Genomic DNA, 13461 nt, shown 5'->3' on the forward strand with positions numbered 1-13461 from the left:
GCGGGTGCCGGAGAGGGGTTACGTAGGCAACCGCCAGGGGTGGTCGCCACATAGATGAGGGTTGTGATCGATATTTGGCTATGGGATGGTGACCTGCCAGGGGTAAGAGGCGGGAGACGAGATGCATCGGGTCGGGTTGGTGGGTGCGGCCGTCATCATCGTTGCGCTTGTCGGCGCGTCGCCGGCTGCCGCAGCGCCACCGGACGTTGATTCGTCACGGCTGGAGCGGCTGGTGACGGTGGATGGCATCACCGATCATCAGCGGGCGCTGCAGCGCATCGCCGACCGCAACGGTGGCACGCGCGCCACGCGGACGCCCGGCTACACCGCGTCGGCGGCCTACGTGAAGGCCACGCTGGAAAGGGCCGGCTACAACGTCCACTACGAGATGTTCAACATGCCGGAGTGGCATGAAAACGCGGCGCCCGCGCTTCGGCAGGTCTCGCCGACCGGCAGGGCCTATGTCGCGGGCGGCGCCGGGGACGACGACTCGCCGTCGGTCGACTTCATCGCGTTCGAGCACACGCCGACCAAGGCGCTGACGAACGTCAAGGTCGTCCCGACCGACGACGTCGTGATCCCGAGCCCCGGCGGATCGACCTCCGGCTGTGAGCTGTCGGATTTTCCCGCGGCCACCAGCGGCGCCGTCTCGCTGATCCAGCGGGGCACCTGCTCGTTCACTTCTAAGCTGGAGAACGCCGTGCAGGCGGGCGCCATCGGGGTGATCCTGTTCAACGAGGGTGACACGGCGGCCCGCAGCAACGCCCTGTTCCGCGCGGCGCCGTTCGACTACCCGCTGCCGGCGGTGGCGTCGAGCTTCGCCGTCGGTCAGGAGCTTTACAACGCGTACAAGGCGGGCCAGAACCCGACCGTCGACCTCGCGACCAACGGTGTCGACGAGCAGAGGCTGTATCCGAACGTGGTGGCCGAGACCAAGCGCGGGGACGCGAACCACATGGTGCTGCTCGGCGCCCATCTGGATTCGGTGACCGCGGGTCCGGGCATCAACGACGACGGGTCAGGCACGGCGTTCCAGCTCGAGCTCGCCGAGCAGCTCGCCAAGGCGGGCACGCCGCGCAACAAGATCCGCTTCCTGTGGTTCGGTGGCGAGGAGGACGGCCTGGTCGGCTCGCAGTATTACGCGGCCCACCTGTCCGACCGCGAGGTCGCGCGAACGGACATGATGCTCGACACCGACATGATCTCGTCGCCGAACTTCGCGCGGCTCGTCTATGACGGCGACGGCTCGACGTTCGGCTCCGAGAACGCCGGACCCGAGGGTTCCGGCCTGATCGAGCGGGTGCTCACCGGCTACTGGGCCAAGCGCGGGATGGTCAGCGAGCCGATCCCGTTCGACGGCCGCTCGGACTACGTCGGCTTCATCAACCGCGGCATTCCGGCGGGCGGCGTGTTCGCCGGGGCCGAGGCACCCAAGACCGCCGAGCAGGTCGCCAAGTACGGTGGCGTCCTGGGCGAGCAGCTCGACCCGTGCTACCACGAGGACTGCGACACGTACACGACCGTCACAAAGCAGCCGCCCGCCTCGACGATGGAGACGTACGCCGCGAACCCAGCGCTCGCACAACAACAGGCCAACAGCCTCCGCGGCAACGCGCTACGTTCGCTGTACCAGTTCAAGAACACGCTCGTGCACGCCGTCTGGTACTTCGCGAGTGCCAAGAACGCCTTCCCGCCGAAGGTGAACGCAGCGAACGCCAAGAAGGCCGCAACCAGCCACGAGCGCCCCGGCGACCGCTGAGAGGTTCGAAACGATCGCTGCCCCGGCTTGGACGCCGGGGCAGCGGCGCGCCCTGCCGCCGGCAAGTCCGGATGCCAAGGGCAGTGAAGCAGGGTATGCGGCGCAAGGGTGTCCTGCGTGCGCTCTGGGCGGCGGTCGCGGTTCAGACTTTGCGGGCGCGCATCACGAAGACGCTGGGCATGAAGTGGCGGATAGGGTTGCCGTCCGCCTCGGTCCGTCGATCCTCATAGAACCCGTCGATGGTGAAGCCGGCGGCTATGACGCCGCCTATCTGGGCTTCCATCGTATGGCTGAAGTGGAACGGTCCGTTTTCCTGCCGCCGCCGTTGGCGTGCCTCGGGGCTGAGGCTGTCGATCTCGCTGTACGGCAGCGGGTTCTTGACGACGAAGACACCGTGGTCGTCCAGCGCGTCGCTGTCGAACACGAACTCGTCCGGGTTGAGAAAGCCGCTGATCAGGGCGCCGCCGTCGACCAGGACGCGATGGCACTCGGCCCAGACCGGGGTGAGGTCGGGCACGAACAGCGTCGAGACGGGATTGATCAGCAGATCGAAGCCCTGATCGGGAAGGGCGCTCAGATCTGCCATGTCGGCCTGCACAGTGGCGATCTCAAGACCGTCACGGTCGGCGACGAACCGGTCCTGGTCGAGTTGGCGGGAGGACAGGTCGACAACGGTGACGGCGGCGCCGGCAGCGGCCAGGATCGGCGCCTGTTGCCCGCCACCCGAAGCCAGGCAGAGCACCCGAGCCCCGGCGAGTGGTTCAAGCCAGTGTCTCGGCACTGGCCGCTGCTCGCTGACGGTCAGTGACCAGTCGCCTCGTCGAGCCGCGGCCACGCGCGCGGAGGAGACGATGTGGGTGTACGGGTTGTCGCCACGGTCGACGGCATGGTCCCACGCCTGTTGGTTGATGTCCTGGACGCGGTCTTGGGCTGTCACCGGGCTCTCCTTCGCAGCGATGACGTGGGGCAAGGGTGGCACGGAAGGCGGCCGGCCACACCCGATTTCACGCATACCGAAGGCAGCCGGTTCAACACCGACACAATGGCCGAGCACCCGGACCTCCCACCAGTTCATCGGCATGAGTCGAGCGCCCTCGTCCACAATGGTGGCGTGCCGGCTTACGTCTACAAGGTCACCAAGCGGGATCCGATGACTCACTGGTACGACGACTATGAGCGCAGCGATCACGGAGCAGTGGAGTCTGCCTATCTCGCCGCGGTCGCCGCGTTCGGCCGGGAAACCGGGATCGCCCGACTCGCCATCCGCGAGCCGCAGGTGGTGGGCTGGGTCAACTTCGGGCTCGATCCACCGGTTGAGGGCGACGGCCTCACCGGGCTGTTCCCGCCCGACCTCGCCGGCTTTCACGACGGGGCGCAGATCGACCTGGCCGTCGGACTCGAGCTGGTCCGGGTGATGCTGCGGGAGAACGGTGCATGGTGCCGGTTGGAGCTCGACGACCGGTTCCTCGTCCACGTCGGCTACGACCAGTACATGTACGTCGGCAGCGAGGTGCCGTGCCCGGTCGCCGTGGCCGAGGCGCGGAAGCTCGGACTCTTCGTGGAGCCGATCCCGGAGTCGCCGTGGGCGTATGAGTTCGAGGACACCGACGAGCGCCGGCCGGCCGATGACGCGTTTTGGACGGAGGTGGGCGCGCAGGCCGAGGCGCACGGGTCGCTGCTGCTCGAGGCGACGGCTGTCGTCAACCGGCCGGCGTTTCACCGGCTCACCCCCGGTGCCCTCGCCACCGTGCGGGACCAGCTCGCGCCCAGAACGATGCTGGCAGTCTGGCCGGACCTGTCCTCCGACGTCGGCGCGGTCCTGGGCGATCTGCCCGGCGGCCTGTTCACGATGGTCTGGCAGGACCAGCAGGGCCGGATCAACCAGCAGGTATGCGATGACCGCCTGCACGACGAGCTGCGCGCCATGGTGTCCGGGGCCCGGGCCGCCACGATCATCTACAGCAACGGCATCGCCATGCTCGCCCGAGCGATCGTTGCCGACCCGGATGGTGTCGTCCGCGCCCGATGGGCATTCCGCGCCGACGGCTGACAGTCCCAGCCGATGCGGCGCGCCGTACCCACCGATGAAGATCACCACGTCGTCGTGGATCAGCACGGCCCGTGCCCCACGGACCGGACCCCGGCGCGAAGGGCCTGACCTCCGTGTCGGTGATCCGGATCAGTGGGAAGCCGGTGTAGTAGTACGCCCAAGTCGTGCGTGCACCGACGTTTCGTTCGTCACTGCCGAGCGAGTTTCGCCGTCGTCTGAGGTGTGCAGCCCGCCGGTGCGTGGCCGCAATCGCTGCGGGCACGGGCTGGTCGTGCAGATCCACGGCCACTCGAGCCGATACTCGCAGAAGACGTCGACCGGCAGGACTCGGCAGCGGTAGCATCCTGGTTCGATGTGGAGCGAAGCAACCCCGCCGACGACGACTCAGGTCCGCGACGCCTTCGGTGTCGAGGTGGGCGAGCTGCGGCCCCACCCGGGCGGGTTCGAAGCGGATGCGTTCACGGACGGGCGCTGGTTCGTGAAACTCTGGCGTCAGCAGCCCGGCAGCGACGCCGGACTTGCGCTGACCGCTGAGCTGGCGGCTCGGGGCATCCCCGTTCCTGCGGCGCAGCGAGCGCTCGACGGCTCGTACACCTCCGAGCACCATGGCCGGCGCTACGCGCTGTTCCCGTTCGTCGACGGCCGCCAGGCAACGTGGAACGACGCCGACGCGATCGCGCGGGCGATGCGTGCCGTGCACGAGATCGCCGACCTCGTCCTACCCCGCACCGATATGGACGAGTGGTGCATCGAGGTGCTGCGCGACCGGCGCGACCACCCGTGGATCGTCGACCGCCGCGACGAGGTCATGGCCAACGTCGACCGGCTCGAAGCGGTGATCGAACGGGCCCGCGCGATCGACGTGCCCCACATCGTGTGCCACCACGACCTGTTCCCTCACAACGTCCTCGTCGACCGCGACGGTCGCGTCGCGACGCTGCTCGACTGGGGTCAGACGATGCTGGCACCGCGCGAGCACGACCTGTTCGCCGCCTTGTGCGGACCCGACCCTGTGCGCTTCCTGCACGCCTACGGCGCGCAGCGACTCGACCTCACCCACCTCGAGTACGCCCGGCTCGCCCGCTCGCTGCACGACCTTGCAGCTCGCATCTACAACGAGGTCGACCTGGACGGCGTCAACACGTGGGGTTTCGACTTGTTGCGCCGAGTGGACGCCGACCTCGCGCTCGCCCGACCATTTTGCGACCGCTGAGGCCGCCCGATGCGCCGATCGACGAGATTACGGCGCGACCGACGCCGGATCACGTCGATCCGCGCTTCAGCGTCGGGACGGACTCCATCGCCTCGGCCAGCCGACCAAGCTTGCTTGCGGGGAGGTATGTGGTCGACGACGCATGCTAGACACTTGCGCGGCAACTATCCGGGATCCTCGGCCGCGACTTGCCCCGGCCTGGCGAACCCCCATGCCGCGAACAAGGCGCACTACCGCCCTTGCGTGCGCTCCTTCGTCCAAGCTCTCGCAGCGACACGCCCGGACGTGTTGGTGCCGAAACCGCCACGCTGAACGCGGCCCGCGAGAAACCGGCCCGGCTCGATCAGTTGCGCGCTCCAAGGCCGACCATGTTGGGAATGCCTGGCACGAGTGGCGCTGATGCGTAGCCGAGCCCCAGTATCGCTCTGACATCGGCACACCAGCGGAGGTCGACCGTCTCAACGCCGGGGTCGCGGCATGGAGCGCTCAGTGCGCTGTGCAGCCGGCCGCGGTGGAATAGCGGTGCAGTGAGTGAGGGCTTCGGGATACCGGTCCCGGCGGTGATCGCGCCGAGGCTGCGGCCCCGTGCCGGCAACAGCCGAGACAGCAGCGACAATGGGACGTGGTGGTCGCTCGCACCTACACTCACGCCATGAAGCGAGCGGATGTCGTGTGGTGGGTTCTTCTCGGTACCGGGTTCGCCTTCGCGGTGGCGATGTTCATCGCGATCTTCATCTTCGACGTGACCCCACCGCATCTACTCTTTGCCGCGCTGCCGGCGTTCGCCATTGCGGCGACCCTGTCGCGCAGCTGGCTACGGGACCGGTCGAGCCACCCCCGCAGCCGCTGAACCCGCTCAGGCTCACGCCGGCGGATGGCTGAATCTATTGGGGCCCGGGCCGTACAGCGCGGTCAGCAATTCGGTGTATCCGGCTGCCGTGCCGATACGCTGGCGACGCTCGGGATGGACGAGGCAGTGGTGCATCGTGTGGGCCAGAAACAGCGCGTTGACGGTGTCGGTACGGATCTGTCGCCGGGTCAACGGCAGGCCGTCGACGCGGATGAGATCAGGCCTGGCGTACGTGAGCTGCAGGAACAGCGCCGATGGGGTGATGGCTGGCAGCGAGGCCGTCGTCAAGGCGTCCCACGGGACGGCGAGCGTGCCAAGCACGCTCCGGTCCTGCAGACCGTCCGGCCCTAACCGCACACCGATGCCCTGCCATGCCGCGGTGATGAAAACGACGCTCAACACGACGAGCAAGACGGCAAGGACGACCATCGTGGCGGCCATGAACTGCTCGGCCCGGTCCGGGGACGGCCAGCCGCGCAGCTCGGTGTGCATGTTGACGGTGATGGTGATGAAGGTCGCGCTGAAGAACGCCATGCCGACGGCCTGGTAGACATGGCCCGGCTGGGGCAGGGTACGAAATGCGGACGCCGCGGCATCCACCGTGAACGCCGCCGGCCGCCACCGGCTCACCGCGACCGACGCCAGGAAATTTGCCGTAAGCGCGAGCAAGGACAGCACCACCGAGATCGCGGACCTGATACCGCTGTGCGACGCCGACAGCAGATGCACCCCTACGAACACGCCGGCAAGGGACACCGCACCGCCGAGCACCCAGCGAGGACAACGAGCGGTTCCGGCGAGGATCGCAGAGATCATCCCGGCAGCGTAGGACCCGGCGCGCCCACACGGCAGATCAGCCGATCGGACCCACGGCCGGCGGCCTCTACCCAGCTGTGCGGTGATTGGCGGATGGCGAGGCCTCGACGTCGGGATGAACCCGCCTCCTCCGACCGCCAAGGCCAGCGTTGCGCTCGGAGCTTCAAGAGGGCGTCCTGTGGTCGGGACGCCTGGCTTCTCCTTGTGCAATCGAACCGGGGCCGACCGGAATGCCCGCTGGGTGGACCGATGGCATCACAATGGGGCCGTGATCCCGCCGCCGCTAGCGCCTGACGCTGCCTTGTTTCGTACCTCTGCGGGCCGTGCCGTTGCGGGTTGTGCCGGTATGGCGGTCCTCGTCTGGCTGTTCGGCGGGGTCTTCTACATGGGGCTGGCGATGCTGCTCGGCCGACCGGCCGACCGCACCGTGGACTTCCTCACGCTTCCGCCGTTCTTCTTTATGTTCATCACCGTCATCGGCACGTCGCTTGGGGTGCTGATTCGCGGGCCGCACTGGGTACGGCTGTCCACCGCCGGTTTGGAGATCGGTACGACCAACGCCCGGGCGGTCCTGCTTCCGTGGTCGAACGTGGAGTCTGCGACAGTCCGCGGTCGGTCGGTCTTCGCCCACCTCCACGTCGTCCCGCGTCGAGCGGCGCTCAACTGGTTGCAAGACACGGAGGATCAGCTACCTCTAATGCGCACGCGCGGCGGGCGTAGGGGCTATACCGTGCAGGTCGGGCTGTTCCCGAGCGGCGCCGGAGCGGTTGCGGCCGCACTACGCGCCCGAGGTGTCCCGGAGGCTGACCGTAGGCACGGGCGGGCGAGCCTCCGGTGACTCACGATGCCGCACCCTCGGCGATATCCAGACGACTTTGCCACGGCAATGCGTACACGGCGCCTCACTGAGGCATTCCGCGTAACGGTCGATAACAGAGCGTCGATGTGGCCAGCGGCTGACGGACAGACAAACGCCGGCAAATAGCTGACCTTCCAAGGTCTCCCTTCGTGTGGGTGCCCGGCGTAAACGGACCCGGCGGTCGATGGCCTTGACGGTGGACATCGCCTTCGCCGTTGTCGCGGCATGGCTACAGTACGACGGTGATCGACGCCCCCGCCCCCGCGCCCTCGCCTCGCATCCGCCAGAGCAAAGCCGCGCTCGTACTCGCGAGCGTGAGCCTTGTGATCTCATTAGTCTCTTGTGGCCTGGCGGGCTTCGTCGCGAGTGCTGCCGACATCGACCTGCTGCCGGTGCAGTCCGAGCCCGCGGAGGCGAGCGCGTCCCAGGTGGAGGCGGTGGCGCATGTGACCCTTCCTCCCGGGACGGTGTTTCTCGCCGCCGCCTACAGCAATGGTCTGGAAACCCGCCTTTCGGCGAAGTTCCGCATCCCTCGCACCGGGCTTGACGCTTTCGTCGCCGCCGGGAAGTTCACCGCCCCACTGACACCGGGGCTTCGGGCCATCACAGCGAAGCACAACGTTGGCGGGGGCAACCTCTGGGATCCCGACACCGCTGTATCTGTTTCCGGCATCGAGGAGCAGCAACCCACGACTGACGGCACGTACCGATCGGTGCTGTTCAACCTCGATGCACCAGACGCAATCACCGTTTACCTCCACGCTAGCCGCGGCTGACGGACAGCAGGACGACCTCGATCGCATTGAGTCATTCAGCGCGACGGTGGATGACGCAGTCCAGCCGAGTGTCCGGCCGGATTTGCGACACGCCGCAACCGTTGTGGTGCAGGGAAAAGACGCAGAACCCCGGTATGAAGGTGGTCCCCCTACAGATCAACTTCATAATCGATGGCCTGCCATCATCGCGGAAGCCACGAATTAGACGCGAAGCTGAAACCCACCCAGTTCAAAGAAAACGGAACGATCAGCTGAGCGGACAGCGGCATGAGCGTATGTGCAATCTTGAGAGGTCTGTAGATCTCGATGGCAGCGCCCCGACGTTGTGATCATGAGTCGTCCCGTGCTCGTGGGCGCTCAGGTCGGCGATGTCATGTTGGGGCAAGCCAGCACCAGAGATCGGCAAGTGCAGTTCGGTGGCCACGTGTCGAATCAGGCTCGTTGAGGGTGCCCTGCTGTCCAGCGGTTCAGGACTGGCGCGGTGAGGGTCCGTGCACCCCAGCACATGGTCTGGCCGTGTGTGGCGAAGAGTTGATCTCGGGAGTCGAAGTGGCCGAGGTCGGCGAGGACTGCTGCGGACAGATCGCATGCCGAGCAGGCGCCCGGTGTACTGCTTGCGCCGTCCCAGTCCACGGCAGTGCGCGCCACCGCGTCAAACAGCGTCTCTCCGCCGCTGTTGGTAAAGCCGCCCCCGCTGCCACCGAGTTGCTCGACGGAGCCGAACAGCTCGGTCGTGGAGATCCACTGGCTGTCGAGATGAAACTCGGGCCAGGCTAGCAGCACCTCAGTGGGGACGAGATGGCGTAACCGGGGGAAACGCGGGTACCAGAACCGCCCGTCCACCAACAGCCCTCGGCAGCGGGTGGCGACCCTCATCGCCCGGGCAACCGCTTCCAGCACCGCGAGTCGCTGGCTGCACGATCCACGGCGACGAGTCAACGTTTCGGAGACCGGCTGTTGATCGTCGACGGCGTAGACGGGCCGAACCCGGGCCGCGATCAGGCCGTGCGCTGAACGCAACCGAGTCAACGGATCGATGGCGGGTTCGAGATCGGCCATCAGCTTGAGCACAGGAACGCTGTTCCAGTCGAGGATCCGCGTCGCCGCGGTACTGCCGGCGCTGGTGTTGACGGACGCAGTCCGAGCCTGCCACCAGGGGGTAAGCATCCGGCTGGTCACAAGATCGCGCCAGTTGTACCGCTCTCGGCCGGCCCGGCGAGGAAGGCGACCTGAAGTGCTGAGCACAGCGGCAGCAGGAGGGCAGTGGCGGTCATGTCGCATGGTTCGGATCGAGTTCTACCATGACGAAGCCTCCGATTTGAACTTGTTCAAGTTCGGCGTAACGTATCACTGCGGCGTCGGGTTTGCAGGGAGGACGGCCGGGCGCCACATCGGTGGGAACGGACTTCAACGGCGCAGGCCGTCCGGATGCAGGCGGCCGGGCGAAGCCTTCGATCCCCGGAGCTCCGCGGCCAGACGGTGGCAGAACAGTGAAGGATCGGAGTTGGGGTCGCGCTTTCCTTTGGTCGGGTGCGCTGTCATCGGCTTCTTGAGCGGAAACGCGATCAAGCGTCATTGATGTGGTCGCCGACGAAAGCGTAAGCCGTAATCAGGTTCCGAAGGCCATGCCGTCGATGACACAGACCGGTGGGACCTGACGACGATCGACAGCCGACGCGAGACGATGGACGGCTGTTGGCGAGCCCGGCATGTTGTTGTTCGACCTGCTGCAGGCGTCCGGCTCCAGCCGGTCGCGCTCGACCAGCATTCGCCGGGCGACTGGCCAATGCTGCCTTCGAGGCAGGTCACCCCGACGATGCGGCCCTGTAGATCCCCTCCTCCCACCCGGCACTCACGACTGCCAGCCGCGCCAGGCCGGCGGCATGTGCTTACGATCCGGCGCTGTCGAAGCGGAACGCGTAGTACTCGCTGTCGCGGTTCACGGTGAAGCCGAGTGTTTCCAGCCGGGACAGCTCATCGTCGGTGAACGCTTTGGCGTCGGCCAGGACGAACAGCTGACCGTGTTCGATGTCCAGCGGATAGCCCGGGTTGGCGGGGTGCTGGGCCAGCAGCGTCAGGCCCTCGATCAGGTTGGCCCACGCGGGCGGAGGTACGGTCACCAGGAGCCTCCCGGTCAGGCGTCGATGTGGCGGCACGATCACCATATCGGCGTCCTGCGTGGCCAGGTCACCTCGACCCGATTCGACGCATCGCCAGGCTGACGGTGGCACGATCGTGGTGATCTTGGTGGTGCCGCTCCGGGCGGGGCGGCAGACCTGGCGTTCTGGGTGGTCAGGCGGCCGTCGGTGACGGGTCCAGCGAATCGTCGGAGGGCTGCGCGGGGGCCTGGGCGGTGACCGGTGGACGGAGCAGGCCGGTCGCCCAGGAGGCCGGGGCGGCGATCGCCGAGACCACGATGCCCACGATCACCGGTGCGGAGGCCCCGTGTGTGGCCAGCGCCCAGCCGCCGATGAGGGAGCCGAGGGCGATTCCGGCGTTGATGGCGGAGGCGGGCAGCGTGGCCGCCAGGTCGGCGCCGGGGCCGGACAGGGCGACGATGCGGTACTGCAGCGACGGCACCATGCCGAAGCCGGCGACGCCCCAGACGACCAGCGCCAGGGCGACGAGCAGCGGCACTTCCGCCACGAAGTACAGCAGCACCAGGGCAGCGACGAGGACGACGTTGGTCACCAGAATCGTCCGCGCCGCGTTGCGGTCGGCGAACCGGCCGCCGCCGAAGGCGCCGATCGCGGTCGCGGCGCCGTAGGCCAGCAGGAAGGCGCTGATGAGGGCGCCCGAGATGCCGGTGACCTGGTCGAGGAACGGGGTGATGTACGTCAGGGTGGCGTACGGTCCGGCGAACAGCAGCACGCACAGCCCGAGGAGGGCGAGCACCCGCGGCGCGAACGCGTGCCGGGCCTGGGTCCAGGCGTTGCCCGCGCCGCCGCTGGGAACCGGCGGGATGGCCAGCGTCATGGCGGCGAGGACCAGCACGCCGAGCCCGATGATCGCGAGGTACGCGCCTTCCCAGCTGCTGACCTCGCCGATCAGTGTGCCGATCGGCACGCCGAGCGCGGTGGAGACCGCGAACCCGCCGATGACGGCGGAGAACGCCCGGCCGATCCGCTCCGCCGGGACCATGCTGATGCCGGCGGTGAAGGCGAGGCCGACGAAGAGGCCCTGCAGCGCGCCGGTCACCGCCCGCACGACGACGAACGTGGCGAAGTCGGCCGTGACGACCGCGACCAGGTTGAGCAGCAGCCACCCGGCCAGCGTCGCCCAGAGCAGCGGCCGGCGGGCGAGCTTGATGGTGAGCGCGGTCAGGATCGGCCCTCCGAGGGACAGGCCGAGCGCATAGGCGGTGACGAGGTATCCCGCGGTGCTCGTCGACACGCCGAGGTCTGTGGCGACCGGCTGGAGCACGCCGACGACGACCAGCTCGGCGCTGCCCATCGTGAACGTTCCCAGGAACAGCAGGAGCAGTGCCAGGTTGGTACGTCTGCGGCTGGCCGACGCGGTCTGCGGACTCATGACGTCCCTCTCAGCTCATCCAAGGTGCGGCCGATGTCGAGCCACAGCGTACCGTAGTTAGGGAACGATCCCTAACATTCGCGGTGACTATAGTTTTTCACGGCAGTGGGTGACGGCAAGGGGGCACGATGCGGCGGTCAGGCTCCGAGACCCGCGAGCACCTCCTGCAGGTGGCGCACGATCTGTTCTACTGGCGTGGCATCAGGGCGACCGGGGTCGACATGGTGGCCTCCGAGGCCGGGGTCGCGCCCACCACGCTGTACCGGCTGTTCGGATCCAAGGACGGTCTGGTGGACGCCTACGTCGACCACGTCGACCAGGGCTACCGCGCGTGGTTCACCGCCGCCACCGAACCGGGTGAGCAGCCACCGCGGCAGCAGATCCTCGACCTGTTCGACAAGATCTTCGAATCCCTCCAGCCCGACACGTGCCGCGGGTGCGCGTTCCTGATCGCCATCGGCGAGTTCCCCGACGAGGATGTGCCGGCCCACCGCCGGGCGGTGGCCACGAAGACCTGGGTCCGCGAGCGACTGCACGGGCTGGTCCGGCACCTGGCCGAGGTCGAGCCCGTCGACGACCCCGACGCGCTCGCCGACCGCCTGGCCCTGATCGCCGAAGGGATGAACGCGTCGGTGCAGGCCCTGGGCATCGACGGCCCGGTCCGGCAGGCCCGGGCCATGGCGGAGCTGCTGCTCGACGCGGCCACGACCCGCGACGCCGCGCACCGCCCGGCCCGGCCGTCCCGCTCCGGCAGCTGACGTCTACCCACCGGTCATCGGCAGTGTTGATGAGGCGACCGACGCTGTTTCTGACGGTGGGGCTCCCGGGTACCGGGAAGACCACCGCCGCCCGACGCATCGAGCTCGAGCGGGGAGCGCTTCGTCTCACGAAGGACGAATGGGTGAAGGCGCTCTTCGGGCCCGAGAATCCGGAGTCGGCCGGGGACGTGATCGAAGGACGGCTCATCCAGATCGGGCTGCGCGCCCTTGAATTGGGCAACACCGTCATCATCGACTTCGGCCTCTGGGGTCGGGATGAGCGCTCCGCGCTCCGCCAGGCAGCAACCGACCGGGACGCCTCGGTGCAGATGCTCTACTTCGAGCTCACACCGGCCGAACAGCGCAGACGCCTCGATCAGCGCCAAACCGAAGCACCACACACGACCTGGCCCATGTCCGACGAGGAGCTCGCCGAGTGGGCGGCCTGGATCGAGGTGCCGACGCAAGGCGAGCTCGACGGCAGCGAGCCCATCGGCGGCCCACCGGCCGGATTCGCGACGTGGGACGAATGGCGCGGGCACCGCTGGCCACCATCGGTCTGCTGACCTGACCCGAGCGGCGCCGCCACGAGTTCGTCCCGCACAGGCCCCAACACCACATGGCACTGCTCAGCCGAAGGTTCCGAGGGCGGTGAATCGGGCGTCCAGGTCGTCGACCCGTTGCGCCGGCGTGCGATGGGCCGGCAACGCGACTCCGGCCTCGGTCCGCCACAACGCGTCCCCGAGCACGGTCCGCAGGTGCCAGGCCATGATCCGGTCGAGGTCCACCGCACGGTATCGGAACGGCGGGCGCCCAACGCCTACAGCGTGGGGCAGGTCCCGCAACGGG

15 protein-coding genes are annotated in these 13461 nt (G+C 67.9%); 8 read left to right on the plus strand and 7 right to left on the minus strand.

The genetic code is table 11. The annotated features are described in order from the left end of the window. Positions 1-232 precede the first annotated feature (232 nt). On the plus strand, positions 233-1759 hold the full coding sequence (locus tag ABD332_RS31200; RefSeq protein ID WP_344505913.1) for a M28 family metallopeptidase: 1527 nt from the start codon (positions 233-235) through the stop codon (positions 1757-1759). 142 nt (positions 1760-1901) lie between these two features. Here the strand turns inward: ABD332_RS31200 and ABD332_RS31205 are convergent, their stop codons facing one another. After that, the gene (locus tag ABD332_RS31205) at positions 1902-2696 is read right to left on the minus strand and encodes a class I SAM-dependent methyltransferase (protein ID WP_344505914.1); all 795 of its coding nucleotides are present in this window, start codon (positions 2694-2696) and stop codon (positions 1902-1904) included. On the opposite strand from ABD332_RS31205, the gene ABD332_RS31210 reads away from it, so the two are divergent. From ABD332_RS31210 to ABD332_RS31220, 3 genes are all read left to right on the plus strand, one after another. Further along, the gene (locus ABD332_RS31210; RefSeq protein ID WP_344505915.1) at positions 2646-3809 is read left to right on the plus strand and encodes a hypothetical protein; all 1164 of its coding nucleotides are present in this window, start codon (positions 2646-2648) and stop codon (positions 3807-3809) included. The two genes, ABD332_RS31205 and ABD332_RS31210, sit on opposite strands and share 51 nt — an antisense overlap. A 352-nt stretch (positions 3810-4161) precedes the next feature. Continuing rightward, positions 4162-5022 (plus strand): phosphotransferase enzyme family protein, encoded by an 861-nt coding sequence (locus ABD332_RS31215; protein ID WP_344505916.1) that lies wholly within the window; start codon positions 4162-4164, stop codon positions 5020-5022. Positions 5023-5674: 652 nt separating this feature from the next. Further along, positions 5675-5872 carry a hypothetical protein gene (locus ABD332_RS31220; RefSeq protein WP_344505917.1) on the plus strand — a complete coding sequence of 66 codons (198 nt, stop codon included), beginning with the start codon at positions 5675-5677 and terminating at the stop codon, positions 5870-5872. A gap of 12 nt (positions 5873-5884) precedes the next feature. Here ABD332_RS31220 and ABD332_RS31225 read toward each other — a convergent pair whose 3' ends face one another. Then, positions 5885-6688: a hypothetical protein gene (locus ABD332_RS31225; RefSeq protein WP_344505918.1), complete on the minus strand. Its 804-nt coding sequence runs from the start codon at positions 6686-6688 to the stop codon at positions 5885-5887. 346 nt (positions 6689-7034) lie between these two features. Between ABD332_RS31225 and ABD332_RS31230 the strand changes: the two genes are divergently transcribed. Together ABD332_RS31230 and ABD332_RS31235 are read left to right on the plus strand one after the other, a co-directional pair. Continuing rightward, complete coding sequence (locus ABD332_RS31230) at positions 7035-7526, plus strand: hypothetical protein (RefSeq protein WP_344505919.1); 492 nt, start codon at positions 7035-7037, stop codon at positions 7524-7526. Positions 7527-7789: 263 nt separating this feature from the next. Further along, positions 7790-8323, plus strand: coding sequence for a hypothetical protein (locus ABD332_RS31235; protein ID WP_344505920.1), 534 nt, complete (start codon positions 7790-7792; stop codon positions 8321-8323). A gap of 432 nt (positions 8324-8755) precedes the next feature. Here the strand turns inward: ABD332_RS31235 and ABD332_RS31240 are convergent, their stop codons facing one another. The 4 genes from ABD332_RS31240 to ABD332_RS31255 form a co-directional block, all read right to left on the minus strand. After that, a complete protein-coding gene (locus tag ABD332_RS31240) occupies positions 8756-9502 on the minus strand; it encodes a transglutaminase domain-containing protein (protein WP_344505921.1) in 747 nt (248 codons plus the stop codon). A gap of 228 nt (positions 9503-9730) precedes the next feature. After that, positions 9731-9892 carry a hypothetical protein gene (locus ABD332_RS31245; RefSeq protein ID WP_344505922.1) on the minus strand — a complete coding sequence of 54 codons (162 nt, stop codon included), beginning with the start codon at positions 9890-9892 and terminating at the stop codon, positions 9731-9733. Positions 9893-10212: 320 nt separating this feature from the next. Next, on the minus strand, positions 10213-10443 hold the full coding sequence (locus ABD332_RS31250; RefSeq protein WP_344505923.1) for a hypothetical protein: 231 nt from the start codon (positions 10441-10443) through the stop codon (positions 10213-10215). A gap of 172 nt (positions 10444-10615) precedes the next feature. Beyond that, positions 10616-11854: an MFS transporter gene (locus ABD332_RS31255; RefSeq protein ID WP_344505924.1), complete on the minus strand. Its 1239-nt coding sequence runs from the start codon at positions 11852-11854 to the stop codon at positions 10616-10618. A 128-nt stretch (positions 11855-11982) separates the two neighbouring features. Between ABD332_RS31255 and ABD332_RS31260 the strand changes: the two genes are divergently transcribed. After that, positions 11983-12612: a TetR/AcrR family transcriptional regulator gene (locus ABD332_RS31260; protein WP_344505925.1), complete on the plus strand. Its 630-nt coding sequence runs from the start codon at positions 11983-11985 to the stop codon at positions 12610-12612. 29 nt (positions 12613-12641) lie between these two features. Beyond that, positions 12642-13178: a P-loop nucleotide/nucleoside kinase family protein gene (locus ABD332_RS31265; protein ID WP_344505926.1), complete on the plus strand. Its 537-nt coding sequence runs from the start codon at positions 12642-12644 to the stop codon at positions 13176-13178. Positions 13179-13241: 63 nt separating this feature from the next. Here the strand turns inward: ABD332_RS31265 and ABD332_RS31270 are convergent, their stop codons facing one another. Further along, a complete protein-coding gene (locus ABD332_RS31270; protein WP_344505927.1) occupies positions 13242-13400 on the minus strand; it encodes a hypothetical protein in 159 nt (52 codons plus the stop codon). Positions 13401-13461 lie beyond the last annotated feature (61 nt).

This window comes from Dactylosporangium maewongense (genome assembly GCF_039531485.1).
GTDB lineage: Bacteria > Actinomycetota > Actinomycetes > Mycobacteriales > Micromonosporaceae > Dactylosporangium > Dactylosporangium maewongense.